24 protein-coding genes and 1 tRNA gene are annotated in these 25,711 nt (G+C 66.3%); 9 read left to right on the top strand and 16 right to left on the bottom strand.

The annotated features are described in order from the left end of the window. Positions 1-20: 20 nt before the first annotated feature. The 3 genes from clpX to tig all read right to left on the bottom strand — a co-directional run bounded on the left by clpX (position 21) and on the right by tig (position 3,466). Complete coding sequence (gene clpX, locus BM004_RS20255) at positions 21-1,286, bottom strand: ATP-dependent Clp protease ATP-binding subunit ClpX (RefSeq protein ID WP_093129807.1); 1,266 nt, start codon at positions 1,284-1,286, stop codon at positions 21-23. A 137-nt stretch (positions 1,287-1,423) separates the two neighbouring features. Beyond that, the gene (clpP, locus tag BM004_RS20250) at positions 1,424-2,032 is read right to left on the bottom strand and encodes an ATP-dependent Clp endopeptidase proteolytic subunit ClpP (RefSeq protein WP_093129806.1); all 609 of its coding nucleotides are present in this window, start codon (positions 2,030-2,032) and stop codon (positions 1,424-1,426) included. A 117-nt stretch (positions 2,033-2,149) separates the two neighbouring features. After that, positions 2,150-3,466 carry a trigger factor gene (gene tig, locus BM004_RS20245; RefSeq protein ID WP_093129805.1) on the bottom strand — a complete coding sequence of 439 codons (1,317 nt, stop codon included), beginning with the start codon at positions 3,464-3,466 and terminating at the stop codon, positions 2,150-2,152. 268 nt (positions 3,467-3,734) lie between these two features. Between tig and BM004_RS20240 the strand changes: the two genes are divergently transcribed. Continuing rightward, positions 3,735-4,694, top strand: a complete 960-nt coding sequence (locus tag BM004_RS20240) for a hypothetical protein (RefSeq protein WP_093216153.1) — start codon at positions 3,735-3,737, stop codon at positions 4,692-4,694. A 93-nt stretch (positions 4,695-4,787) separates the two neighbouring features. On the opposite strand, the gene BM004_RS20235 is transcribed toward BM004_RS20240, so the two are convergent. The 4 genes from BM004_RS20235 to BM004_RS20220 form a co-directional block, all read right to left on the bottom strand. Next, positions 4,788-4,874: transfer RNA gene (locus tag BM004_RS20235), tRNA-Leu, on the bottom strand. Between the two features lie 101 nt (positions 4,875-4,975). Next, positions 4,976-8,170, bottom strand: a complete 3,195-nt coding sequence (locus tag BM004_RS20230; protein ID WP_093216151.1) for an efflux RND transporter permease subunit — start codon at positions 8,168-8,170, stop codon at positions 4,976-4,978. Further along, on the bottom strand, positions 8,167-9,375 hold the full coding sequence (locus BM004_RS20225; protein ID WP_093216148.1) for an efflux RND transporter periplasmic adaptor subunit: 1,209 nt from the start codon (positions 9,373-9,375) through the stop codon (positions 8,167-8,169). Before BM004_RS20225 ends, BM004_RS20230 begins: the two co-directional genes overlap by 4 nt. 128 nt (positions 9,376-9,503) lie before the next feature. Next, a complete protein-coding gene (locus BM004_RS20220) occupies positions 9,504-11,348 on the bottom strand; it encodes a potassium transporter Kup (RefSeq protein WP_093129801.1) in 1,845 nt (614 codons plus the stop codon). A gap of 153 nt (positions 11,349-11,501) precedes the next feature. Here BM004_RS20220 and hpnC point away from each other — a divergent pair, with 153 nt between their 5' ends. The 4 genes from hpnC to hpnE are packed head-to-tail and all read left to right on the top strand — an operon-like array spanning position 11,502 to position 15,341. Next, a complete protein-coding gene (gene hpnC / locus BM004_RS20215; protein ID WP_093216146.1) occupies positions 11,502-12,419 on the top strand; it encodes a squalene synthase HpnC in 918 nt (305 codons plus the stop codon). After that, positions 12,416-13,255 carry a presqualene diphosphate synthase HpnD gene (gene hpnD / locus BM004_RS20210; protein ID WP_093216143.1) on the top strand — a complete coding sequence of 280 codons (840 nt, stop codon included), beginning with the start codon at positions 12,416-12,418 and terminating at the stop codon, positions 13,253-13,255. The genes hpnC and hpnD overlap by 4 nt, the downstream gene beginning before the upstream one ends. Before the next feature lie 41 nt (positions 13,256-13,296). Then, positions 13,297-14,085: a hypothetical protein gene (locus tag BM004_RS20205; RefSeq protein WP_143072458.1), complete on the top strand. Its 789-nt coding sequence runs from the start codon at positions 13,297-13,299 to the stop codon at positions 14,083-14,085. Next, positions 14,082-15,341 (top strand): hydroxysqualene dehydroxylase HpnE, encoded by a 1,260-nt coding sequence (gene hpnE, locus BM004_RS20200; RefSeq protein WP_093216138.1) that lies wholly within the window; start codon positions 14,082-14,084, stop codon positions 15,339-15,341. Before BM004_RS20205 ends, hpnE begins: the two co-directional genes overlap by 4 nt. Positions 15,342-15,467: 126 nt before the next feature. Here the strand turns inward: hpnE and BM004_RS40700 are convergent, their stop codons facing one another. Both BM004_RS40700 and BM004_RS40695 read right to left on the bottom strand, forming a co-directional pair. Then, positions 15,468-16,034 (bottom strand): hypothetical protein, encoded by a 567-nt coding sequence (locus BM004_RS40700; protein ID WP_143072457.1) that lies wholly within the window; start codon positions 16,032-16,034, stop codon positions 15,468-15,470. A gap of 26 nt (positions 16,035-16,060) precedes the next feature. Continuing rightward, on the bottom strand, positions 16,061-17,332 hold the full coding sequence (locus BM004_RS40695) for a hypothetical protein (RefSeq protein WP_143072456.1): 1,272 nt from the start codon (positions 17,330-17,332) through the stop codon (positions 16,061-16,063). A gap of 23 nt (positions 17,333-17,355) precedes the next feature. Between BM004_RS40695 and BM004_RS20195 the strand changes: the two genes are divergently transcribed. After that, entirely contained in the window at positions 17,356-17,664 is a 309-nt protein-coding gene (locus BM004_RS20195; protein ID WP_093129798.1) for a hypothetical protein, read from the top strand. A gap of 39 nt (positions 17,665-17,703) precedes the next feature. On the opposite strand, the gene BM004_RS20190 is transcribed toward BM004_RS20195, so the two are convergent. Continuing rightward, positions 17,704-18,345, bottom strand: a complete 642-nt coding sequence (locus BM004_RS20190; protein WP_093216136.1) for a LysE family translocator — start codon at positions 18,343-18,345, stop codon at positions 17,704-17,706. 126 nt (positions 18,346-18,471) lie between these two features. Between BM004_RS20190 and BM004_RS20185 the strand changes: the two genes are divergently transcribed. Next, entirely contained in the window at positions 18,472-18,777 is a 306-nt protein-coding gene (locus BM004_RS20185) for an NIPSNAP family protein (RefSeq protein WP_093216133.1), read from the top strand. Between the two features lie 14 nt (positions 18,778-18,791). Here the strand turns inward: BM004_RS20185 and BM004_RS20180 are convergent, their stop codons facing one another. After that, positions 18,792-19,523, bottom strand: coding sequence for an HAD family hydrolase (locus tag BM004_RS20180; protein WP_093129795.1), 732 nt, complete (start codon positions 19,521-19,523; stop codon positions 18,792-18,794). 15 nt (positions 19,524-19,538) lie between these two features. On the opposite strand from BM004_RS20180, the gene hemH reads away from it, so the two are divergent. Both hemH and BM004_RS20170 read left to right on the top strand, forming a co-directional pair. Further along, positions 19,539-20,588 carry a ferrochelatase gene (hemH, locus tag BM004_RS20175; RefSeq protein WP_093129794.1) on the top strand — a complete coding sequence of 350 codons (1,050 nt, stop codon included), beginning with the start codon at positions 19,539-19,541 and terminating at the stop codon, positions 20,586-20,588. Next, positions 20,585-21,433, top strand: coding sequence for a class I SAM-dependent methyltransferase (locus BM004_RS20170; RefSeq protein ID WP_093216130.1), 849 nt, complete (start codon positions 20,585-20,587; stop codon positions 21,431-21,433). The genes hemH and BM004_RS20170 overlap by 4 nt, the downstream gene beginning before the upstream one ends. A 19-nt stretch (positions 21,434-21,452) precedes the next feature. Here BM004_RS20170 and BM004_RS20165 read toward each other — a convergent pair whose 3' ends face one another. From BM004_RS20165 to BM004_RS20145, 5 genes are all read right to left on the bottom strand, one after another. Continuing rightward, a complete protein-coding gene (locus BM004_RS20165; protein WP_093216365.1) occupies positions 21,453-22,025 on the bottom strand; it encodes a thioredoxin family protein in 573 nt (190 codons plus the stop codon). A gap of 142 nt (positions 22,026-22,167) precedes the next feature. Continuing rightward, complete coding sequence (locus tag BM004_RS20160; RefSeq protein WP_093216362.1) at positions 22,168-22,674, bottom strand: DUF1993 domain-containing protein; 507 nt, start codon at positions 22,672-22,674, stop codon at positions 22,168-22,170. Positions 22,675-22,728: 54 nt separating this feature from the next. After that, the gene (locus tag BM004_RS20155) at positions 22,729-23,640 is read right to left on the bottom strand and encodes an alpha/beta fold hydrolase (protein ID WP_093216128.1); all 912 of its coding nucleotides are present in this window, start codon (positions 23,638-23,640) and stop codon (positions 22,729-22,731) included. After that, positions 23,637-24,704 carry a branched-chain amino acid ABC transporter permease gene (locus BM004_RS20150; protein WP_093216125.1) on the bottom strand — a complete coding sequence of 356 codons (1,068 nt, stop codon included), beginning with the start codon at positions 24,702-24,704 and terminating at the stop codon, positions 23,637-23,639. The genes BM004_RS20155 and BM004_RS20150 overlap by 4 nt, the downstream gene beginning before the upstream one ends. Positions 24,705-24,717: 13 nt before the next feature. Continuing rightward, a complete protein-coding gene (locus BM004_RS20145) occupies positions 24,718-25,701 on the bottom strand; it encodes a branched-chain amino acid ABC transporter permease (protein WP_093216123.1) in 984 nt (327 codons plus the stop codon). Positions 25,702-25,711 lie beyond the last annotated feature (10 nt).

Here is a 25,711-nt window from a genome sequence, read left to right as displayed (position 1 = left end):
GATCCTTCGCGTCTTTGGCTTTAGGCCTTTTTCGCCGCTTCGCGGTACACGAGCAGCGGGGGCTTGTTTTCGTCGATGGTCGATTCCTCGACCACCACCTTGTCGACATTGGTCGCGTTCGGCAATTCGAACATGGTGTCGATCAGCGACTGTTCAAGGATGGAGCGCAGGCCGCGTGCGCCGGTCTTGCGGGCCAGCGCCTTGCGCGCGATCGCCTTGAGCGCCGCCGGGCGGATCTCGAGGTCCACGCCCTCCATCTGCAGCAGCTTGGTGAACTGCTTGACCACGGCGTTCTTCGGCTCGGTCAGGATCTGCACCAGCGCGTCCTCGCTGAGTTCGGCGAGCGAAGCGACCACGGGCATGCGGCCCACGAGTTCGGGGATCAGGCCGAATTTGATCAGGTCTTCGGGTTCGACCTCGCGGAACACCTCGGTGATGCTGCGTTGCGCCTTGCTCTTCACCGCGGCGCCGAAGCCGATGCCCGAGGCCTCGGTGCGGTTTTCGATGACCTTTTCCAGGCCGGCGAACGCGCCGCCGCAGATGAACAGGATGTTGGTCGTGTCGATCTGCAGGAAGTCCTGGTTCGGGTGCTTGCGCCCGCCCTGGGGCGGCACGCTGGCCATGGTGCCTTCGATGAGCTTCAGCAGGGCCTGCTGCACGCCCTCGCCCGACACGTCGCGCGTGATCGAGGGGTTGTCGGACTTGCGCGAGATCTTGTCGATTTCGTCGATGTAGACGATGCCGCGCTGGGCCCGTTCCACCTCGTAGTTGCAGCTCTGCAGCAGCTTCTGGATGATGTTCTCGACGTCTTCGCCCACATAGCCGGCTTCGGTCAGCGTGGTGGCGTCGGCCATCACGAACGGCACGTCGAGCATGCGCGCCAGCGTCTGCGCCAGCAGCGTCTTGCCCGAGCCCGTGGGGCCGATCAGCAGGATGTTGCTCTTGCTGAGCTCCACATCCTCGCCCTTGGCCTTTTCCTTGTGGCGAAGGCGCTTGTAGTGGTTGTAGACGGCCACCGACAACATGCGCTTGGCCGGCTCCTGGCCGATCACGTAGTTGTCGAGGTTGGTCTTGATCTCCAGCGGTGTCGGCAGGTCGCTGCGCGCATCGCGCGCTTCCTCGCCCGCGGGCAGCTCGTCGCGGATGATCTCGTTGCAGAGGTCGATGCACTCGTCGCAGATGAAGACCGAAGGGCCCGCGATCAGCTTCTTGACCTCATGCTGGCTCTTGCCGCAGAACGAGCAATAAAGCGTTTTTTCGCTGGAAGAGCCTTTTTTTTCGGCCATGGACTTTTGCCTCGTGACAGGGTGTGGACAATGATAACGAAAGAAAAACGGCGTTTCCCGTGTGGAAAACGCCGTTTTTTGCCATTTGGCGCCCTCAGCGCCAGGCGGCCTGGGCCGTGCCGGCTGCCTGGATGGCTTTAACCGCGCTTGGCCACGACCTGGTCGACCAGCCCGTAGTCCTTGGCTTCGTCGGCGGTCAGGAAGTAGTCGCGTTCGGTGTCCGACTTGACCTTTTCCAGCGGCTGGCCCGTGCGCTCGGCCAGGATGCGGTTCATCTGGTCCTTGGTGCGCAGGATGTCGCGCGCATGGATCTCGATGTCGGTGGCCTGGCCGCGTGCGCCGCCAAGCACCTGGTGGATCATGATCTTGGAGTTGGGCAGCGAGAAACGCTTGCCCTTCTCACCGGCCGCCAGCAGGAAGGCGCCCATGCTGGCCGCGAAGCCCAGGCACATGGTCGACACGTCCGGCTTGATGAACTGCATGGTGTCGTAGATCGCCATGCCGGCGCTCACGCTGCCGCCGGGCGAGTTGATGTAGAACGAAATGTCCTTGTCCGGGTTCTCGCTCTCGAGGAACAGCAGCTGTGCCACCACGAGATTGGCCGTCTGGTCGTTGACCTCGCCCACCAGGAAAATGATGCGCTCCTTGAGGAGGCGCGAGTAGATGTCGTAAGACCGCTCGCCGCGGCCCGATTGCTCGATGACCATCGGAACCATGCCGAGGCCTTGAATTTCGTTTGCGATCATGAATTTTCTTTCCGGAAGATGAGGTCGTTCGCTGCTTGTTTGCACTGTACGCCTGAGTGAAATGGGGCTCGTGCCGCAAAGCACAAGCCCCATTGGCGTTGCGGGCAGCGACGGAAATCAGCCTTGCTGTTGCGCCATCAGCTCGTCGAACGACACCGACTTTTCGTTGACCTTGGCCTTGCCCAGGACGAAGTCGGTCACGTTGTTCTCGATGACCACGGCTTCGACTTCCGCCAGGCGGTTGTTGTCGCTGAAGTACCAGCGAACCACGTCGGCCGGCTTTTCGTAGCTGGCGGCCAGCTCGTCGATGTGGGCCTTGATCTGCTCGGGCTTGGCCTGCAGGTTGTTGGCACGCACCAGCTCGGCCACCACCAGGCCCAGGCGCACGCGGCGCTCGGCTTGCGGACGGAACACTTCGTCGGGGATCGGCGCCTTGTCGGCGTCCTTGATGCCGCGCTGCTTCAGCTCGGCACGGGCGCCTTCGACCATGCGGCTCACTTCGCTCTGCACGCTGGCGTTCGGCAGGTCGAGCTCGGCGTTGGCCACCAGCGCGTCCATCACGGCGTTCTTGTTGCGCGCCAGCAGGCGGAACTTCACTTCGCGCTCGAGGTTGCGCTTGATGTCGGCGCGCAGGCCTTCCACCGTGGCTTCGGCGATGCCGAGCGACTTGGCGAGCTGTTCGTTGACTTCGGGCAGGTGCGAGGCTTCGATCTTCTTCACGGTCACGAGGAAGTCGGCTTGCTTGCCAGCCACGTCCTTGCCGTGGTAGTCGGCCGGGAACGACAGCGGGAAGGTGCGGCTGTCGCCGGACTTCATGCCGCGCACGGCGTCTTCGAATTCCTTGAGCATCTGGCCTTCGCCGACGACGAACTGGAAGTCTTCGGCCTTGCCGCCCTGGAAGGGCTCGCCGTCGATCTTGCCTTCGAAGTCGACGGTCACGCGGTCGTCGTCCTGTGCCACGGCATCTTGTGCGCGTTGGGCGAAGGTACGGCGCTGCTTGCGCAGGATGTCCAGCGTCTTGTCGATGGCGTCGTCGCCCACTTCGGCCGACAGCTTCTCGACTTCGGCGGTCGACAGGTCGTTGATCTTGACTTCTGGGAACACTTCGAACACCGCGTCGAAGGCCAGTTCGCCTTCGGGCGATTCTTCCTTCTCGGTGATGCGGGGCTGGCCGGCCACGCGCAGCTTGGCTTCGTTGGCGGCTTGCGAGAAGGCTTCGCCGACCTTGTCGTTCATGACTTCGTAGTGCACCGAGTAGCCGTAGCGCTGGGCCACGACGTTCATCGGCACCTTGCCGGGACGGAAGCCGTCCATCTTGACGGTGCGCGCGAGCTTCTTGAGGCGCGAATCGACTTCGGACTGGATGGTGCCGACCGGCAGGGTCAGCGTGATCTTGCGTTCGAGCTTCTCGAGAGTTTCAACGGTCACGGTCATGATGTCTTCCTGGTAAGGGGGCTGGGTGCGCGGGGCCTGCATCGTTTTTATCAATACAGATCAAGGACTTACACGCGCTAGCGGGATTTATGCGGAGGCACACACGTGCCGCCTGCAAAACTGGGCAACCCGCGATTCTAATCTGGCGGAAAAGCGGGTTTTCACGGGGCCCTGTCTCGCGGCGAACGACGGTCAGGTTTGGCCAATATTCCAGCCGTAAAGTCGGTTCCGATTCGTTCCTTCTTCGCAGGAACGCGCAGGAAAAACCATGCTTCAGCGACTCTTCACCGCCCTCGCCTTCACCCTTGTCATCGCATTCGGCATGCCCTCGTTGGCGCAAGCCGCCACCGACGCGCCGGCCTCGAAAGAGCCCACCATCCAGCAGATCTACGAGGCCGCGAACGGCGGCCGGATGGCCGACGCCGACACCATGATCGCGAAGGTGCTGAAGGACCACCCCAACAGCGCGAAAGCGCATTTCGTGCAAGCTGAGCTGCTCGCGGCGCAAGGCAAGCTCGACGGCGCTCGGAACGCATTGGCAGAAGCCAGAAAACTCGCACCCGACCTGTCTTTCGCCAAACCCGAAGCCGTCGAGCGGCTGACCCGCAAGCTCGACAAGCCCGCGGCCGCTGCGAGCCGCACCGAGCCTTCACGCGCGAGCACGCCCGCACCCGCACCGCTGCAGACCGAGTCCAAGACCAGGACCGGGTCGACACCGTGGCTGCCCATCGCGTTGGTGGGGCTGCTGGCCGTGGGGTACCTGGCCTTCCGCCGCAAGGTGGCTGCGCCCGCAGCGCAAGCTCCGTCATACGGCCCTGCACCAGGCGCGCAAGGTGGGCCCAGCGGACCAGGCAGCGGCTACGGCAGCTACGCGCCGGGCGGCAACTGGACACCCGCGGCCCCTCCCGCAGCGGCGCCCGGCATGGGCCTGGGCTCGGCGCTGGCCACCGGCGCGGCCGTGGGTGTCGGCGCGGTCGTGGCCCAGGAGGCCGTGCGTCACTGGATGAACAACAGGTCGGACACCACGGAGCGCAACGACACCTCCCACGTCGCCGACAGCGGCAACAGCGGCAACAACGAGATGGGCCGCAGCCTCTGGCCTTCCTCGTCGTCCGCCTCAGATCAAGCGCCCGAGCGCATCGTCGACAACGACTTCGGCATCACCGACACGAGTTCGTGGGACGACGGCAGCAGCAGCGGTGGTGGTGGCGACAACAGCGACTGGTAAAGCCCCGCCCAAGGAAAAAAAAAGAAAAAGCCCCCGTCTCTTTCGAAACGGGGGCTTCGTCACTGCTCGATAGAACGGGCTACTTAGCAGGGCTGGTGCGCGGGGCCGGACTCGAACCGGCACGTTCTTGCGAACGTCAGGACCTAAACCTGGTGCGTCTACCAATTTCGCCACCCGCGCGATGCCAATCTTTCAGGTGAATGCAAAAGCGGACGGCCTCTTTGCGCCATGAAGTTGCATGGGCCAAAGACCATCCGCTTGAAATCGGTCAGCTTTCAATTTTAAACACTAATCGGGGCCGCTTCCGGACCGGGCAACGCCTTCGGTCGACTTGGCTCGCCCGTTTCACGTTTGACGCGGAACGCCGCCGCATACATCGCCGGCAAGGCCAGCAGCGTCAGCACGGTCGCCACGATCAGCCCGCCCATGATGGCCACGGCCATTGGCCCCCAGAACACGCTGCGCGACAGCGGGATCATGGCCAGCACCGCCGCCGCGGCCGTCAGCACGATCGGGCGCAGCCGGCGCACCGCCGACTCCACGATCGCGTCCCACGCCGGCACACCCGCCGCGCGGTCGAGCTCGATCTGGTCGATCAGGATCACCGCGTTGCGCTGGATCATGCCCATCAGCGCGATCACGCCCAGCAGCGCCACGAAGCCGAACGGCCGGTTCAACAGCAGCAGCGCACCGGCCACGCCGGCAATGCCCATCGGCCCAGTGATGAACACCAGCAGCGAGCGGCTGAAGCTGTGCAGCTGCAGCATCAGCAGCGTGAACACCAGGAACAGCATGATCGGCACGCCCGCCACGATCGAGGCCGAGCCCTTGCTGCTTTCCTCCACCGCGCCGGCCACCTCGATGCGGTAGCCGCCCTGCCCGGCCGCGGCCCAGCCGGCCTCCAGCTCGCGCAGCCTGGGCAGCAGCTGCGCCGTCACGGTCGCGCCCTGCAGGCCCTCGATGACGTCGCCCTGCACGGTGATGGCGTAGTCGCGGTTCTCTCGCCACATCACGCCCGGCTCCCAGGTGAACACCGGCTTGGCGATCTGCGTGAGCGGAATCGAGCGGCCCGAACTGGTCGGGATGTAGGCGTTGCCGATGTCCGAGATGGCCTGGCGCTCGTCGGGCGCCTGGCGCAGCACGATGTCGATCAGCTGGTCGTTCTCGCGGTACTGGCCCACGGTGGTGCCGCTGAACATGGTCTTGGACGCCTGCGCGATCGCCTGGCTGGTCACGCCCAGCGCGCGTGCCTTGGCCTGGTCGATCTCCAGGCGGATCACCTTCACCGACTCGTTCCAGTTGTCGTTCACGCCGCGCATGTTGGCGTTCTCGCGCAGCACGGCCTTCACCTCGTCGGCATGGCCGCGCAGCTGCGCCGGGTCGGTGCCGATCACGCGGAACTGCACCGGGTACGGCACCGGCGGCCCGTTGGGCAGCAGCTTGACGCGCCCGCGCACCTCGGGGAATTCCTGCGCCAGCACCTGCGGCAGCTTCAGGCGCAGCGTCTCGCGCACCTTCAGGTCCTTGGCCAGCACGATGAGCTGCGACACGTTGGTCTGCGGGAACACCTGGTCCAGCGGCAGGTAGAAGCGCGGCACGCCCGAGCCGATCCAGGTGCTGACCGTGTTCACGCCGGTCTCTTCCATGAAGCGCTTCTCCACGCGCTTGGCCACTTCTTCATTGGCCGCGAACGAGGTGCCTTCGGGGAACCAGATGTCCACCAGGATCTCGGGCCGGCTCGAGTCCGGGAAGAACTGCTGCTGCACCTTGCCCATGCCCACGATGCCCAGCGCGAAGATCAGCACAGTGGCGCCGATGGTCATCCAGCGGTGCTGCACGCACCAGTTCACGGTGCGGCGAAAGGCGTTGTAGAACGGCGTGTCGAACAGCTCGTGCGGGGGCGCATCGGGGTCGTGCGCCTTCACCTTCAGCAGCAGCGTGCCGAGGTAAGGCACGAAGTACACCGAGACGATCCACGACAGCACCAGCGCAATCACCGTCACCGCGAAGATCGCGAAGGTGTATTCGCCCGTCACCGACTTGGCCAGCCCGATCGGCAGGAAGCCCGCCGCCGTGATGAGCGTGCCCGTGAGCATCGGCTTGGCCGTCACGTCGTAGGCATAGGTGGCGGCGCGGGCCTTGTCGTAGCCCTCTTCCATCTTGCGCACCATCATCTCGACCGCAATGATCGCGTCGTCCACCAGCAGGCCCAGCGCGATGATGAGCGACCCCAGCGATATCTTGTGCAGCCCGATGCCGAAGTAGTTCATCGCCAGGAAGGTCACGGCCAGCACCAGCGGAATGGTGATGGCCACCACCAGCCCCGGGCGCATGTCGATGTACCAGCCGAAGCGCCCGCCCTTGTGCAGGCCCAGCGAGATGATGCTCACCGCCAGCACGATGGCCACGGCCTCGATCAGCACGCCCACGAACTCGTTGACCGAGCTGGCCACCGACACCGGCTGGTCCTGCACCTGCGCCAGCTTCACGCCGGCCGGCAGGCGCTGGTCGATGGTGGTCGTGGTGGCCTTCAGCGCCTTGCCCAGCGCGATGATGTCGCCGCCCTTGGCCATGGACACGCCCAGCGCGATCACTTCCTTGCCCTGGTGGTGCACCTTCACCGCCGGCGGGTCGACATAGCCGCGGCGAATGTCCGCGATGTCGCCCAGCTTCAGCTGGTTGCCGGAGCTGCCGCGGATGGGCATGTCGCGCAGCTGGTCGACGCTGGTGAACTGGCCGGCCACGCGCACCTGCACCACGTCCTGCGGCGACTGGATGGTGCCGGCGCTCTCGATCGCGTTCTGCGAACCGAGCTGCGACAGCACCGCGTTGAAGTCGAGCCCCAGCTGCGCCAGGCGCTTCTGCGAGATCTCGATGTAGACCTTCTCGTCCTGCACGCCGAACTGGTCGACCTTGGCCACGTCCTTCACGCGCAGCAGCTGCTGACGCACGTCGTCGGCCAGCGTCTTCAGCTCGGCGTAGCTGAAGCCTTCGCTTTCCAGCGCGTAGATCACGCCATAGACGTCGCCGAAGTCGTCATTGAAGTACGGGCCCTGCACGCCGGCGGGCAAGGTGGCGCGCATGTCGCCGATCTTCTTGCGCACCGTGTACCAGACGTTGGCCACCTCGGTGGACTTCGACGAGTCCTTGATGTTGAAGATGATCTGCGACTCGCCCGGCTTGGAGTAGCTGCGGATCTTGTCGGCGTACGGTGCTTCCTGCAGCGTGCGCTCGAGCTTGTCGGTGACCTGCTCGGCCACCTGCTGCGCGGTGGCGCCGGGCCAGTAGGTGCGCACCACCATCGCACGGAAGGTGAAGGGCGGGTCTTCGTCCTGGCCGAGCTGGAAGTACGCGAAGGCACCCAGCACCATCAGCACCACCATCAGGTAGCGCGTGAGGGGCGCGTGGTCCAGCGCCCATTTGGAGAGGTTGAAGCCCGAAGGCTTGTCGGAGGGATCTGCCGCGCCGCCGCTCATTTGCCGGCACCCGCTGCAATCTCCTTGTTCGTCGCGGCGACGGCGGTGACCGGCTGGACCGAGTCCTTCGCGCTCGCATTGGCGGCGGCCGCGGCCGCCTCCTTCGACTGGTAGATGGTGACCTTCTGCCCCGGCTGCAGCACATGCACGCCCGCGGCCACGACCATCATGCCGGGCGCGATGCCCGAGGCGATCACGGCCTCGTTGCCGTCGGCGGTGGCCACCTGCACGGGCTGCGAGCGCACCGTCATGGTCGCCTTGTCGAGCACCCACACGGCCGAGCCCTTGCCTTCCTGGCGCAGTGCGCTGGTCGGCAGCTTCATCACCGCGGTGCTGGCATGGGCCAGCGCCTGCGGACGCGCATAGACGGTGGCGCCCAGCGGCGGCGAGGTGGCCGCGTCGATCGCGACCTTGACCGAGTACGTGCGCGTGACCGCGTCGGCACTGGCCGCCACTTCGCGCACCTGGCCCTGCAGCTCGTCGCCGCCCGACCAGCCGCGCACCGTGACGGGCGTGCCGGTCTTGATGAGCGTGGCGCGGTCTTCGGGCACCGCGAACACCACGTCGCGCGCGCCGTCCTGGGCGATGCGCACGACCGGCGTGCCGGCCTGCACCACCTGGCCCGGCTCGGCCTCGATGGCGGTGATGACGCCGGCCACGTCGGCCACCAGCGTCGTGTAGTTGGCCTGGTTGCCCTGCGAGGCGAACTGCGCCTGCGCCTGTTCGAGCTGGGCCTGCGCGGCCTTCCAGGTGGTTTCGCGGCGCTCGAGTTCGGCGCCGCTGATGAAGTTCTGCTGGCGCAGTTCGGCGTAGCGCTTCAGGTCGGCGGCAGCCAGGTCACGGTTGGTGAGCGCGGCGGCCTGCTGGGCGCGCGCGGCTTCGGTGGCGAGCTTGTAGTCCTGCGGATCGAGCTGGGCCAGCACCTGGCCGGCCTGCACGCGCTGGCCGAGCTCGGCCTGGCGGCGCGTGATCTTGCCCGCCACGCGGAAGCCCAGGCGCGACTCGACACGCGCGCGCACCTCGGCCGAGAACTCGGGCTGGGCGTCGAATTCGCTGGTGCCCACGGTCACGAACTTGACCGCGCGAACGGGGTCCTCGGCCGCGGGTTTAGGCGAGCAGCCGGCCAGGAAAATGGCGGATACGGCTGGAAGAAGCAGCCATGCGGCGCTGCGGGCACGGGAACGGAGAACGGCGGAGGCGGTCATGAGACACCCTGAAAAGGACGAACCGGATCATTACTGACCCACTGGTTAGTAATCTAGGGTAAACGTTAAACACTGTCAATGACCCGCCGGTCACTAGGGCCGGTCCGGCCCGCCGAAACACCCCTGGATCAGGTGCGCTGGCCCATCTCCACCAGCCGGTTGTCTGGCAGTTCGAAGTAGTCCGACGCCCGCCCCGCGTTGCGCTGCAGCGAGCCGAACAGCGCCCGCCGGATCGGGTTCAGCCCCGGCAGGTTTTCCTCGCCCACCGAGGCGCGCGAGACGAAGTACGAGGTCTTCATCGAGTCGATGGCCAGCGTCTTCTGGTACGCCAGGATGCGGATGAACTCCGGCACGTCGGGCCGCTCCATGAAGCCGTGGCGCGCCGTGACCACCCAGATGCCTTCCATCAGCTGCTCGGCCTCGATGCGGATGCGCGCGTCCACGCGCGGCGTGTCGCAGGCCAGCACGCGCAGCACGATCACCTGCTCGTGCAGCACCTGGTTGTGCTTGAGGTTGTGCAGCAGCGCATGCGGCACCGCGGTGGCGTCGGGGTTCAGGAACACCGCCGTGCCGCTCACCCGGTGCGGCATGTGCTGCGCCAGCGACTCGATGAAGGGCCGCAGCGGCAGGCTCTCGGCCGCGGCGGCCTCCAGCCCGAGCCGGCGCCCCTTGGCCCAGGTGGTGAAGAGCACCATCACCCCCGCCGCCACGGCCAGTGTGAGCCAGCCGCCCTCGGCGATCTTCAGGCTGTTGGCGAGCACGAAGGTCAGGTCGACCACCGCGAAGGCGGCCACGCCGACCGCCACCGCCACCTTGTTCCAGCGCCACAGCCCCCAGGCCACGATGCCGGCCAGCAGCGTGGTCGTCACCATCGTGATCGACACCGCAATGCCGTACGCGGCCGACAGCGCGCCCGAGCTGCGAAAGCCCAGCACCAGCAGCAGCACGCCCACCATCAGCAGCCAGTTCACGGTCGGCACGTAGATCTGCCCGATGGCCGTGCCCGAGGTCTGGATCACCCGCATGCGCGGCAGGTAGCCCATGCGCATGGCGTGCGCCGTGAGCGAGAACGCACCCGAAATCACCGCCTGCGAGGCGATCACCGTCGCCATGGCGGCCAGCACCACCATCGGCAGCACGCCCCAGGACGGAAAGAGCCGGAAGAACGGGTTGTCGATGGCCGCCGGGTTGCCCAGCACCAGTGCGCCCTGCCCGAAGTAATTCAGCACCAGCCCCGGCAGCGCGATGAAGAGCCACGCCAGGCGGATCGGCTTGGCGCCGAAGTGCCCCATGTCGGCATACAGCGCCTCGCCGCCCGTGAACGCCAGGAACACCGCGCCCAGCACCGCCAGCGACTGCGCCCGGTGCTCGAACAGGAAGCCCACCGCCCGGCGCGGGTCGAGCGCCACCAGCACCTGCGGCTGCTGCAGCACCTGCCACAGCCCGGCCACCGCCAGCACCAGGAACCACAGCAGCATGACGGGCCCGAACACCTTGCCGACCACGCCCGTGCCCTTCTTCTGCACCGCGAACAGCGCGATCAAGATCACCACGGTGATCGGCAGCACCGCGCGCTGCAACACCGGCGCCTGCACCTCCAGCCCCTCGACCGCCGACAGCACCGAGATGGCCGGCGTGATCAGGCTGTCGCCGTAGAACATGGCCGCGCCCACCAGGCCCAGCAGGCCGATCGCGTTCCAGACCCACGGCTTCGTCCTGGGCCCGGCCACCGCGCTGCGGGCCAGCGCCTGCAGCGCCAGGATGCCGCCTTCGCCGTCGTGGTCGGCGCGCAGCACGAACACCACGTACTTCAACGTCACCACGAACATCAGCCCCCAGAAGATCAGCGAGAGCAGCCCCAGCACCGAATCGGGCGAGAACGCGATGCCGTGCTCGGGATTCATCGTCTCCTTGAAGGCATAGAGCGGCGACGTGCCGATGTCGCCGAACACCACGCCGAGCGCCGCGATCATGAGCGTGGGCCCCGCCGGGTGCGCCGCCTCGCCGTACGCCGATGAAACCTGGGATCCGGAGGCCGCAGCGGATGCTTTCATGAAGCGGAAGTTCTTAGTGGCAAGGCTGCGAGCATAGTGCCGGGGCACCGCCTCGTCGCTGACAATCGTCGCGTGTCCGCCACTCCCCCCCACCTTGCCGCCCCGCCGGCGCATTACGAGAACTTTCCGGTCGCCTCGTGGCTGTGCCCGCCGCACCTGCGCCCGCCCATCGCCGCGATCTACCATTTCGCACGCACCGCCGACGACATCGCCGACGAAGGCAGCGCCTCGCCCGGCGAGCGCCTGGCCGAGCTGCGCGCCTACCGCGAGGAGCTCGCCGCCGCCGCGCAGGGCCAAGCCCTCCCCGGCTCGCGCTGGCCGCACGTGTTCGGCCCGCTCGCATACAGCATCGCCCGCCACGGCCTGCCCGAAGACCTTCTGGCCGACCTGCTGAGCGCCTTCATGCAGGACATCGAGAAAACGCGCGACCGCGGCACCTACGCCGACCGGGCCGAGCTGCTCGACTACTGCCGCCGCTCCGCCAACCCCATCGGCCGGCTGCTGCTGCATCTCTACGACGTGCACGACGCCGAAGCGCTGGCGCAGAGCGACGCCATCTGCAGCGCGCTGCAGCTCATCAACTTCTGGCAGGACCCGAGCGTCGACCTGCCGCGCGGGCGCTTCTACTTTCCGCTGACCGACTGCGCCCGGCGCAGGCTCGGTCCCGAGAATTTCAAGGTATTCGAGCCGCTCTCGCACGCCCCGCCTCCGCAGGAAGCTATCAATTTGATAGCAATCGTGTCGCACTGGGCGCGCGAGCTCATGACAGAGGGCGCGCCCCTGGTGCACCGGCTGCCGGGCCGCATGGGCTGGGAGCTGCGCCTGGTCGTGCAGGGCGGCCTGCGCATCCTCGACAAGATCGACGACCTGGGCTTCGACACCTTCTCTCAACGCCCCACCGTCGGCAAGTTCGACGCGCCCGTGCTGCTCTGGAAGGCCATGCGGATGCGGAGACAATGGCGGCCCATGAAAGCAGCGCCTCCCCGATGACCCCCGAGCAATACGTGCAAGACAAGGCCGCCGCCTCGGGCAGCAGTTTCTATTACGCCTTCCTGTTTCTTCCCAAGCCGCGCCGCGCCGCGATCACGGCCTTCTACGCGTTCTGCCGTGAAGTCGACGACGTGGTCGACGAGGTCACCGACCCCGGCGTGGCCGCCACCAAGCTCGCCTGGTGGCGCACCGAGGTGGCCCAGGCCTTTGCCGGCACCCCGCGCCACCCCGTGATGCAGGCGCTGATGCCGCACGCCGCCGCCTACGGCATCGAGGCGCGCCAGCTTCACGAGGTGATCGACGGCTGCCAGATGGACCTGGACCAGACCCGCTATCTCGACTTTCCCGGCCTCGCGCGCTACTGCCACCTGGTGGCCGGCGTGGTGGGCGAAGTCGCGGCGCGCATCTTCGGCCAGACCGACCCGCAGACCACCGCCTACGCCCACAAGCTGGGCCTGGCGCTGCAGCTCACCAACATCCTGCGCGACGTGGGCGAAGACGCGCTGCGCGGGCGCATCTACCTGCCGGTGAACGAGCTGCAGAAGTTCGACGTGAAGGCGCACGAGATCCTGAACCGCGTGCACTCCGAGCGCTTCGTGGCGCTCATGAAGTTCCAGGCCGCGCGTGCCCATACGGCCTACGACGAAGCCCTGTCCCTGCTCCCGCTGGCCGACCGCCGCACGCAGAAGCCCGGCCTGATGATGGCCAGCATCTACCGCACGCTGCTGCGCGAGATCGAACGCGACGACTTCCAGGTGCTGAACCAGCGCGTGAGCCTCACGCCCGTTCGCAAGCTGTGGCTGGCTTGGAAGGTTCAGGCGCTCGGGCGGATCTAGCTTCCGCGCTCATGGATCCGTGCCAACTACCGTATCGGCAATTGTTCGATGCGCTCAACCAAAGCAGCCCCGCGGAAGACGTATTCCAGACGCTGCTTCAGCCGTGGCTCCAGACCCACGCGCAGGAGCGTGAATGGCTCCAGGCATTTGGGAGCCGTTCGTTTGCGGAACCCATCGTCATCGAAGACTCGTGGCGACTCTATGCGCTGTCGCGCGTCAACCAGCTCCTGCTGCTGGCATTCCAGAGCGGCGAAGGCTGGGAAGGTCCCGCCCTGACGCTGCCGGATTACCAGGCATTCATGACCGGGCTGGGTTGCCGCATCGCAGACGAGACCGAGTACTCACCGTTCTTCCACGAAATCGTCGAAGTCACCGAAGAACGAGTGCGCTCTTCCCGGCGCAAGCGCATCGAATTGACAAGGGTCGACTGGCCCACGCTGATGCTCGGAACGATGATGTTCTCGCGCGCGGGGGTTGCGGTCAGCTGTGCCTTCGGCGCGCTGCAGCCCGAGATCGCGACGTCCTCGACGCTCCATTGGGCATGCCAGCGCAGGTACCGCCGCACTTCGGACCTGTCGGACGGCTGGGGGTCCAATTCGCAATGGAGAACCACCTTCCGGTGCGACCACGTCCTCGGCGACGAGCTGATCTTCAATGCCGATGGCAAGCATGACCTGTCCGCGCCGGGACTGCCCGCCTCCGAATATGACCTGACGCTCGCCGAGCGCATCGAGCTGCTCACGCACAGGTGTTTCGTTCGCTGCGAGAAGCCGGACGACGACCTGCACCCGTACGGCGATCGGATCCGGGTCCCGCGCGACTTTCGATGAAAAGAATTGCCGTCATCGGCGCCGGCTGGGCCGGCCTGGCCTGCGCGGTCGAGGCCACGCGCCTGGGCCATGCCGTCACCCTGTTCGAAGCCGCTCCCATGCCGGGCGGCCGGGCGCGCCGCGTCGACAACATGCACGGCATGGCACTGGACAACGGCCAGCACATCCTGATCGGCGCGTACACCGCCACGTTGAAGCTCATGCGCGACGTCGGCGTGGATGTCGACAGCGCGCTGCTGCGGCTGCCGCTCTCGCTGCGCTTTGCCGACGGCGGCGGGCTCAAGCTGCCGCGGCTGCCGGCGCCGTTCGACCTGCTCGCGGGCATCTTCACGGCGCGCGGCTGGACCTGGCGCGACAAGTCGTCGCTGCTGCGCACCGCCATCCGGTGGCGGCTCGCGGGCTTTCGCTGCGCCGGCACCACCACGGTTGCCGAGCTGTGCGCCGGCCTTTCGCCGCGCGTGATGCAGGAGCTGATCGAGCCGCTGTGCGTCTCCGCGCTCAACACACCCGTCGGGCTATCGAGCGGCCGGGTCTTCCTGCGCGTGCTGAACGACGCGCTGTTCAGCGGCAGCGGCGGTGCCGACCTGCTGCTGCCGCGCGCCGACCTCGGCGCGCTGCTGCCCGACGCGGCGATCCGATGGCTGACGGCGCATCGCGCCGCCGTGCGCATCGGCGCGCGCGTGCGTGCGATTTCGCCCGAGGCCGGGCAATGGCGGGTCGACGAGGACGTCTTCGACCAGGTGGTGCTGGCCTGCGCCCCGTGGGACGCGGCGCGCCTGGTCGGCGCGTCGGGCCTGCCCGCAGACGATTGGTGCAAGACCACCGAAGCCTTGCGCTTCGAAGCCATTGCCACCGTCTACGTGCGCGGCGCCTCGCCGCTCGCCGAACCGATGCTCGCGCTGCGCAGCCATCCGGCCACGGCGCCCGCGCAGTTCGCGTTCGACCGCGGCCAGCTCGGCGGCATGCAGGGCGTGCTGGCGATGGTCATCAGCGCCAACGAGGCATCGCGCGAAGTGCTGGAAGAACAGGTGATCGCGCAAGCCGCTGCCCAGCTAGGCCAGAAGAATTTGCAGCTCGTGCAGACCGTGGTCGAGAAGCGCGCCACCTTCGCGTGCACGCCCGGGCTGGCCAGACCGTCCTCGACCATCGCCCCCGGCCTGCAAGCCTGCGGCGACTACACCGAAGGCCCCTACCCCGCCACGCTCGAAGGCGCCGTGCTCAGCGGGCTGGCGGCTGCGAACGCATTGCCAAATTGAACGGTTTCGCCATTAAAAAACGCTCTGCGCCCTTCTTTAGAGACACCAATATCACGTAGCGCACGCACGACACCCAGACGCTCCCTTCGTACGGCACACGACACCTGCTGGTACCGACGCCTGCGGCTATCGCGCCAAACCGACAGTTCGAGAACAAGCAGCCGCAGCCAATTGACTGTCCTGGTAGATTTCCATTCTGGTCTCACGCGTCGCGTTGACCTGCGCCGGAAACTCTTGCAGCTTGGCATAGGCTGACGTTCTTCTGAATCGGTCTAGGCTTACTTTTCCCCGCCCGGACATTGCAGGGCTTACCTTAGCAAGTTCGTAGCCAAGCATCCTTTGGACTTCGCCCTGCTCTCGTTCCACCTGTTGCCTCCCAGCGGAACTGTTGTAGAACACAAGCGCCTCTTCCATTTCGGCCAAGGATAACTGTCGCACAAGTACATTGGCCAATGCGTGAACAATTAACGGCGTATCCGTCTCTTCCAGGCAGCGAAGGAAGTCTCGCCGTTGCCCATCTGTTAATTCGACCGTGCCTGCTGCATCCGGCTTCTTCAGATACGCAACGAGCGTGCCTTTTATTGCAGACTTGTCTGTCCGCATAGCGCGAACCAATCTTTCCGCAACGGCAAGTCCATCCCCTTGAGCGTATGTCATAACTGATACAAAAAAAGCCGCCATCGACAGCAGCATGGTTGATAAAAATCGTGCTGATGCCATCACCGTTTTGTATTTCTGACGCTGTTCACATACTGCACAGCTTGCTGATCCAACGCCTTGAAAGCCATGGTGCCGAACTTGTCGTTCCCGAACGCAAAGCCGTACTGGGCCGCATCCCTGGCAACCGTTGCTTCCCTAGCTCCCTGACCCAAACCCGGATAGGTTCCCGAACCTGTGTTGTTCATTCTGTTTTCTCCAGCGCCGCTGGTATAGATAAAAAGACCTCCATCAACCTCAACCACTGTTCGACGAATTGTTCCAGGATAAACCTGATGGTCATCCGTCGTGATGTTCAAGACGCCATCCGGCACTCGCGCCTGCTCAATCACTCCAATGGGATAAGTATAGGCTCGTGGATCAGCAAGATTTTCGGCAGTGGCTCTTAAAGGCGCGACAGCGTAGACTTGGCTCTTGCCATCGAAATTCGCAGGACCAGGAACGATGCCCTCTCTCGGGTAACTGTATCGATCCTCCAGTACATTTTTGACAACCCAGTCTTTGGTAATTCCACGCTCAATGTCCACTGGGCCCAAATAAGTCAGCAGGCCATACTTGTGATAAGTAATCGAGGAAGTATTGTTGAGAGATTCCTCGGGATAGCTGGTAATGTCGTAACTGTTATTGATAAAGCCGTCCGCAGACGCCGTCCCAAACACCGTCGTGCCGATCCCTGCTTTTCTCATCTCAGCAAACACGGAGGAATACTTCGTTCGAAGTTCGTCGGTGGCATAGTTAGACGTTCCCGGCGGTGGGTTCGCGACGGCCTGTCGAGTCGCATCAACGAACGCACCTGGCTCGTCGAACCCGTATGGGGCTGGCCTTCCGTACCTCTGCGGGCGATCTGTACGCAGTACATCGCTCCCCCGACCTCGGCCCGCGCCAACATCGGCCAAGAGAAGTGGCCTGTCGTCGATAGCACCCAGGCTGTAACCCGCGTCGCTTATGACCGTCCCGTCTTCTCGCCCTCGTGCAATCTCAAGGTTGTCTACTGCGTTGGTAGACGAATTGTTGAAAGCGATTTGCTCAGCAGCGTTGAGTCGACTTGCCGCAGCACTGATACCCGCCTGTACATCGTCGCTCCACGCATCAACAGTTGACGCCGAAACCTTGAGCCCAGTGCCTCCGCCAGGTTTCAAGCCAAACTCCATCGTCGGCGTATTGCCAAACAAACTGTACGTGTCGCGTCGATCCTGCGCAGCAAGCTGTTCACCAATGAAGTCGCCCAGCGTATCAGCGCGCTGCCCGTTAGCCGCAGCCAGGGAGTCCCCCAACGCATTGCCAAGGCATTGACCCCATGACGACCGAACTGCGCTACCTCGACTTCGACTACAGCGAAGACACCGAAGGCCACGGCACCTTCGACGCGATGGCCTCGACCCCGCCCGACAAGACACCCGAGGTGCAGGCCGAGATCGCGCAAGTGCTGGCCTGGGCCGAAGCCACGTTCCCGCATGCGCGCGGCGCGCTCGACGAAGGCGCGACCTGGGATTTCGACCTGCAGGAAACGCGCGAGGACAACCCGCGCTTCGACACCGTCACGCTCTCCCTGAGCGGCACCGAGTCTTTCTGCGCAGCGCTGCGCGAACAGTTCGCGCTCGACTGAAGCGCCAGAACTTCAGGCCGGTCAGGCTTTTCAGTCCGTTCAGGCCGTCTTGTTGCGCAGACGCAGCAGGCTCAGCCCCAGCAGCACGAACGCGCCGCCCGACACCTTGTTGAACAGCCGCGTGCGCCGCGGGTCCGACAGTTGCTTGCGCAGCAGCCGCGCCAGCAGCACGTAGAACGCGTGCGACAGCACCGAGGCCATGGCGAAGGTGGTCGTCAGCACCGCGAACTGCGTGAGGATGGGCGCGTCCTGCGTGAGGAACTGCGGGAACAGCGCCGAGAAGAAAAGAATGCCCTTGGGGTTGGTCAGCGCCACCGTCAGGCCATGCCCGAACAGCCGCCAGCTCGAGCGCGGCGCCGCGCCCGTCGGCGAGCCCTGCAGGTCGGCGAACACGCTGCCCTGGCTGCGCCATTGCTTGATGCCCAGGTAGATCAGGTAGGCCGCGCCGGCCACCTTGAGCACCATGAAGGCATGGGCCGAGGTGGAGAGCACCACGCCCAGGCCGGCCATTGCGGCGGCGGACACCATGAACAGGCCCATCGCGTTGCCCAGCGAACTGATCATTGCGCGGCGCGGGCCCACGGCCATCGAGTTCGACACGGCGAGCAGCACCGCGGGACCGGGGGTGAACGCGACCAGCAAGGTCACGCCGCAGAAGATGAGCCAGTTGGAGAAATGCACTTGGGGTGTCCTGCGCGGCGCGGGCCGCTGCGGTTGAAGCCGGGGGTCGGGCTGAAACTATAGTCAGCCCCGCGGATCGCCGCAGATCCCGTGCCGATAAACCCCAAAAGCAAGCCCGAACACCCCATGGTCACCTGCTACCTGCGCTACATCGTCGACGCCTACAAGCTCAAGGAATTCGAGCACTACGGCAAGCTCTGGATCCCGCTGGTCGAGAAGTTCGGCGGGCAGCACCACGGCTACTTCCTGCCGTCGGAAGGCAGCAACAACGTGGCGCTGGCGATGTTCACCTTCCCCAGCCTGGCCGCCTACGAGCAGTACCGCATCGACTCGATGCAGGACGCCGAGTGCCAGGCCGCTTTCCGCTATGCGGAAGAAACCCGCTGCATCGTCAGCTACGAACGCAGCTTCTTCCGGCCGGTCTTCAAGTGAGCGTCGACTGAAGCTCAGGCGCCCAGCGCCACGCACAGCGCGTGCAGGTTGGGCACGATCAGCTGCGGCCGCGCGCCGTGCACCCACGGCCGCTCGTCGCGCACCAGCCACGCCGCCTGCATGCCGGCGTTGAGCGCGCCGACCACGTCGAGCTCGGCGTCGTCGCCCACGTGCAGCACGTCCTTCGGCAGCAGGCCGACCGAGGCGGCCGCCGCGCGGAAGATCGGCGCCTGCGGCTTGCCGCTGCCGAACGCGCGTGCGTTGAACGCGGTGCGAAACCAGCGGCCGACGCCGGTGCGGTGGATGTCGGCATTGCCGTTGGACACCGCCACCAGCGGGTAGCGTTCGCTGAGCCACTTGAGCGCGGGCAGCGCGTCGTCGTACAGCGTGACGCGCTGGCGTTCCTCGAAGAAAGCGTCGAAGGCCGGGTCGGCCAGCGCCGGGTCTTCGCCCGCGCGCCTGAGCGCGGTGCGAATCGATTCGCGGCGCAGCGCGCTCAGGTCGTGCGCGAGGTCGGAGCGTTCCTTGGCGGTCGCTTCGCGCAGCTCGCGCAGGATGCCCGGGGTCAGCAGCAGCGAGGCCGTCTTGGGCGCCTCGCGCAGGAGCCAGGCCTGCAGCACGCCTTCGGCGCGTTCGATGGTCGGCCAGATCGGCCAGAGGGTGTCATCGAGGTCCAGCGAGATCGCCGAGATGCGTTTCAGGTCGAGGGGCGCGAAGTCTGCGGGCGCCGGGGAAGCGGAAGTCATGCCCGAGAATATCGCATGCCCTCCACCCCCGAGAACGCTGTGCCGAGTACCCCTCAGACCACCCGGCGCACACCCGCCGCCGTGCTGTGGTGCAACCTCGGCTCGCCCGATGCCCCCACCGCCGCCGCGGTGCGCCCCTACCTCGCCGACTTCCTGGGCGACCCGCGCGTGGTCGAGATTCCCAAGGCGATCTGGGCGCTGATCCTGCACGGCATCATCCTGCGCACGCGCCCGGCCAAGTCGGCCGCGAAGTACGCGAGCATCTGGACGGCCGAAGGCTCGCCGCTGAAAGTGTTCACGCAGAAGCAGGCCACGCTGCTGGCCGGCTGGCTCGGCGAGCGCGGCCACCGCGTCACCGTGCGCGACGCGATGCGCTACGCCAACCCGTCGATCGCCTCTCGCCTCGACGCACTGCAGGCCGAAGGCGCCACGCGCGTGCTGGTGCTGCAGGCCTACCCGCAGTACTCGGCCACCACCACCGCCAGCGTGATCGACGCGGTGAACGACTGGAGCCGCAAGCAGCGCCGGCTGCCGGAGTTCCGCTTCGTCAACGACTACCACGACGACCCGGCGTACATCGACGCGCTGGCCCAGGGCATCGAGAAGCACTGGAAGACCGAAGGCCGCGGCGAGGTGCTGCTGATGAGCTTCCACGGCATTCCCGCGCGCAACATCGCGCTGGGCGATCCGTACCAGGCGCAGTGCCTCGAAACCGCGCGCCTGCTCGCGGCGCGGTTGGGCCTGTCGGCAGCGCAGCACCGCGTGACCTTCCAGTCGCGCTTCGGCCGCGCCAAATGGCTCGAGCCCTACACCGAGCCCACGCTGCGCGAGCTCGGCGCCTCGGGCGTGAAACGCGTCGACGTGGTGTGCCCCGGCTTCCCGGCCGACTGCCTCGAGACGCTCGAAGAAATTGCGATGGAAGGCCGCGAGGCTTTCATGCACGCCGGCGGCCAGGCCTTCAGCTACATCCCCTGCCTCAACGACAGCCCGGCATGGATCACCGCGCTCGCGGGCATTGCCGAACGCAACCTGGCGGGCTGGCCCACGCAAACAACCTCGCCATGAAAAAAGAACTGCACGAAGCCAACCGGCTGTCGTGGAATGCGGCCACCGTCGCGCACAACAGCCACAAGGGCGACCAGGCCGCGTTCTTCCGCAACGGCGGATCAACGCTGTTCCCCGAAGAAACCGCGCTGCTTGGCGACGTGAAGGGCCTGTCGGTGCTGCATTTGCAATGCAACGCCGGGCAGGACAGCCTGAGCATCGCGCGTCTGGGCGCGGCGGTCACGGGCGTGGACATTTCCGACGAAGCCATTGCCTTCGCGACGCAGCTCGCGGCGCAGTCGGACATTTCCGCGCGCTTTGTGCGCTCGGATGTCTACGACCACTTCCGCGATGCGCAGGCGCGCGGTGAGCGGCACGACATCGTCTTCTGCTCGTACGGCACGCTCTGCTGGCTGTCCGATCTTTCGGCATGGGCACATGGCGTGTCGCAACAGCTCAAGCCGGGCGGGCGCTTCGTCTTCATCGACTTCCATCCGTTCGCGATGGTGTTCGACCCGTCGTGGAAGTTTCACTTCGACTACTTCAACGACGCGCCCGTGCCGGAAGAAGGCGTGGGCGACTACGTGGCGCAGTCCGGCGACGGCCTCGTGCCCGAGGGCTGCGAGCGCGGCGTCGAGAACTTCAGCAACCCACACCCGAGTTTCGAGTTCTCATGGGGCGTGGGCCAGGTGACGACCGCGCTGTCGCAAGCCGGTCTCGTGATCGAGCGCCTCGACGAATATCCGTACGCCAACGGCTGGAAGCCCTTCGAGGGCATGCGCGACATCGGCGGTCGGCGCATGGCGCCGCCCGAAGGCATGCCGCGCATCCCGCTGATGTATTCGCTGGTTGCGCGCAAGCCTTGACACGCCCGCGCGGCGGCGCTCACACCGCCGACTTGCGCGCCAGCAGCTCCTCGATCGCGGCTTCCATCTCGGCGTACTCCCCTTCGCCGAAGTGCTGCCGCATCACCTGCCCCTTGCTGTCGACCAGGTAGAACGCGGGCCAGTACTGGTTGTCGTAGGCCTTCCAGGTGGAGAAGGCGTTGTCCTGCGCCACCGGGTAGCGGATGTTGAAGCGCTCGATCGCGTCCTGCACGTTGCGCGTGAGCTTCTCGTAGGCGAACTCGGGCGAATGCACGCCCACCACCGTGAAGCCCTGGTCCTTGTACTTCTCGTACCAGCGCACCACGTGCGGCAGCGTGCGGATGCAGTTGATGCACGAGTAGGTCCAGAAGTCGACCAGCACCACTTTGCCGGCCAGGCCCTGCAGGGTGAGCGGCTGCGAGTTGAGCCACTTGTCGATGCCCGCGAACTCGGGCGCCTTGCCGTAGTCGCGCAGGCCCGGCGACGCAGCGAAGGCGCTGGCCACCGGCCAGCCGCCACCCGCGGCCGCAACAAATGCGGAGGCCCCCGCGGCGAGCCCCGAGAACGCCCTTCTGGACAGCATGTGCTTCATGATCGCAAACCTCGTTCGTGTCAGGCCGACGGCAGCCTGGCGCGATTGTTCGCGGCGCACGCGGTGCGTGCGCATGTGTCACGGCAATTTGAAGTTTGTCCCGGCGGCGTGAAGGCCGCCGGGCCTCGGCACATTCAGGCCGTCAGAACTTGCCGAGGTAATCCATCTTGCCGATCGGAATGCCGCTGTGGCGCAGCACGTCGTAGGCCGTGGTCACGTGGAAGAAGAAGTTGGGCAGCGCGAACTGCAGCAGGTAGCGCTGCGCGGTGAAGTGCGCCTCGCCTTCGCGCGCCTTGATGGTCACGGCGCGCTCTTCCTGGCCGTCGATCAGCGCGCGGTCCACCGTCGCGAGGAAGTCCTGCGTCTTCGCAATGCGCGCCAGCAGGTCGTCCCAGGTCTTTTCCTCGTCGGGGAAGCTCGGCGCGGCAATGCCCGCGATGCGCGCGGTGCCCAGCTTCGACGCGTCGCTCGCGCGCTGGATCTGGCCGGCCAGCGTGAGCATGTCGGGCGCAAGGCGCGCCTCGACCAGGGTGGCCGGGTCGATGCCGTTGGCCTTGGCGTGCGCCAGGCTCTTGTCGAGCAGGTGGGTGAGTTGGCCGAGTCCGCGGGTGAAGACGGGCACGGACAGGTCGTACATCGAGAGCGCCATGGTTTTCGAGGCCTTGTGGTTGAGAGCGGCGGCGATTGTCACGCCGCCGCGGCTTCATCGGCCGGCCGCCCGGATAAACCCTTCGATCGGCTCCAGTTGTTCGGGCACGTTCAGCGCGGGCGCGTGACCGCAGGCAGGCACTTCGATCACCTCCAGCCTGCCGGCCGCGCCGGGCCCGCGCAGGCGCATCTGCGCGACCACGTCGGGCAGCACCAGGTCGGACTCCGCGCCGCGCAGGCACAGCACGGGCACCTCGATGGCGTCGTAGTGCGGCCAGATCAGGTAGTCGTTGTCGTGCGCGCTGAACTGGCGGACCATGGCCGGGTCGTAGTGCGGCGTGACGCGGCCGTCGGCCAGGCGGCGCGTGGAGCTCTCTGTCAGGCGGCGCCATTGCGCGTCGCTGAGCCAGCCGTAGGGCTTGTAGACCGTGCGGAAGAAGGCCTCCAGCTCGGCCACCGTGTCGAACGCGGGCGGCTGGCCGGCGTAGGCGCGGATGCGCTCGATGGCGGGCTGGGCCAGCTCGGGCGCGTTGTCGTTGAGCACCAGGCTCGCAATGCGCGCCTTCATGCGCGGCTCGAACAGGCCCGAGGCGCAGACCGTGCCGACGGCACCGCCCATCGACGTGCCGACCCAGTGCACGCGTTCCAGCGCCAGTTCGTCGCACAGCGCATCGGCCATGCGCGCATAGAAGCGCAGCGTGTACTCCTCGTCAGGCAGCGGGCTCCACTGGCTCAGGCCGCGGCCGAGGGTGTCGGGGCAGATCACGCGGAAGCCGCGTGCGGCGAAGTGCTGCGCCAGCTCGTCCATGTCGCGGCCGGTGCGCGCGAGGCCGTGCCAGGCGATGACGACGGGGGCGTCAGGCGCGTCAGGCGCGTCAGGGGGATTGGCCGCGCCCCATTCGAGCCAGTGGATTTCGCGGCCCGCGAGCTGCGCGTAGCGGGACAGTGGAATGTGGTGCTCGCTCATCGCGCTGCCCTTGCTCGCAGTTTGCCGACGATGCCGGTCGGGAAGTAATAGACGGACAGCACGAACAGCACGCCCAGCCACAGCAGCCAGCGGTCGGGCGACAGCAGCGCGGCCAGCCAGGGCAAGCCGCTCGCGGCCTCGCTGCCCACGCGCAGCAGGTCCTGCAGGTAGCTTTGCGCCACCACGAACAGCACCGCGCCGATGGCCGCGCCGTAGATCGTGCCCATGCCGCCGATCACCACGATCAACAGCACGTCGATCATGATCTCGAAGCTCAGCGAGGTGTCGGGGCCGTTGTAGCGCAGCCAGATGGCCAGCATGGCGCCGGCCAGCGTGGCGAAGAGCGCCGACAGCACCGCGGCGGTGGTGCGGTACACCACCACGCGGTAGCCGATGGCCTCGGCGCGGAACTCGTTCTCGCGAATGGCCTGCAGCACGCGCCCGAACGGCGAGTTCACGATGCGCAGCAGCGCCAACACCAGCACCACGGCCGCCACGAACAGCAGGTAGTAGCACAGCAGCCGGCCGTCGAGCGACACGCCCAGGAACGGGTCTTCGGAGAACTCGAAGCTCGGCGAGATCAGCTCGGGCATCTTGAAGGTCAGGCCGTCTTCGCCGCCGGTGAAGTCCGACAGCTGCGAGGCCAACGTCTGGAACGCAGAGGCCACGGCCAGCGTGATCATCGCGAAGAAGATCGCGCGCACCCGCAGCGAGAACAGCCCGATGGCGAACGAGAGCACCAGCGAGACCAGCAGCGAGGCGCCCAGCCCCACCAGCACCGCGCCCCAGTTGGGCCCGAGCCGCGAGGCCGAGATGGCGATGCCGTAGGCGCCGATGCCGAAGAACATCGTGTGCGCGAAGCTCACGATGCCGGTGTAGCCCAGCAGCAGGTCGAAGCTGGCCACCAGCACCACGAACACCAGGATCTTGGCCGCCACGCTGAGCGCCTTCACGCCCGGGAAGATGAACGGCGCGAAGGCCAGCGCAAGGAACAGCACCACCAGCAGCAGCGCCAGGAGGCGGCTGCGCGGCATGTCGTTGGAGAGAAGTCGTTTCAGGAACATGGCGTCTTCCTCTTCAACGGTTCGCCACCGGGTACACGCCCTGCGGGCGCCACAGCAGCACCGCCACCATCAGCAGGATGCTCGCGAACTGCGTCACGGTCGGCAGCAGGAAGCCGATGTAGTTGGTCATAAGGCCCACCAGCAGCGCGCCGATGAGCGCCCCGCCCGTCGAACCCAGCCCGCCGATGATGATCACGATGAAGATCAGCACGTTGACCTGCGCGCCCATCTGCGGCACCAGGTTCTGCTGAAACAGCCCCCACATCACGCCGCCCAGGCCGGCCAGCGCGCTGCCCACCACGAACACGCCCACGAACAGACGGCCGATGCGGTAGCCGAGCGACTCGACCATCTCGCGGTCCTGAACGCCGGCGCGAATCAGCAGGCCGATCTTGGTGCGGCCCAGCGTCCAGGCAAGCGCGCCGAACACCACCACGCCCACGGCCACCGCGAGCAGGCGGTACTTGCTGATGGCAGCGTCGCCCACCAGCAATGAGCCGCGCAAGGCCTCGGGCAGCGGCAGCGGAATCTGCGCCGGGCCCCAGATCACCTTGATGAGTTCCTCGCCGATGATCATGCCGCCCATCGTGATGAGGATCTGCTTCAGGTGCTGGCCGTACACCGGCCGCACGATGAAGCGCTCGAACGCGAGGCCCACCGCGCCGGCCACGAGCATCGCGACCAGCATGGCCGGGAACACCGCCACCAGGTTGCGCCACAGCTCGCCCGAGCCGGTCCAGTCGCCCATCAGGCCGAGCACGCTGCTGGCCACGAAGGCACCGAGCGCGATGAACACGCCGTGGCCGAAGTTCAGCACGTCCATCAGGCCGAACACCAGCGTGAGGCCCGAGGCGATGATGAAGATGATCATGCCCATCGCCAGCCCCGCGACGGTGAGCGTGAGCCAGGTGGAGAAGGAGCCCGTGAGCGGCAGCGCGACGAGCGCGAGCACGGGGGCGAGAAGCAGGGGCTTCCAGTCGAAGTCGATCTTGGTCATGTGCGTGCCC

Origin of the sequence: Variovorax sp. OK212 (genome assembly GCF_900112425.1) — a bacterium.
Lineage (GTDB): Bacteria > Pseudomonadota > Gammaproteobacteria > Burkholderiales > Burkholderiaceae_C > Variovorax.
This window is presented reverse-complemented; position numbering and strand designations above follow the sequence as displayed.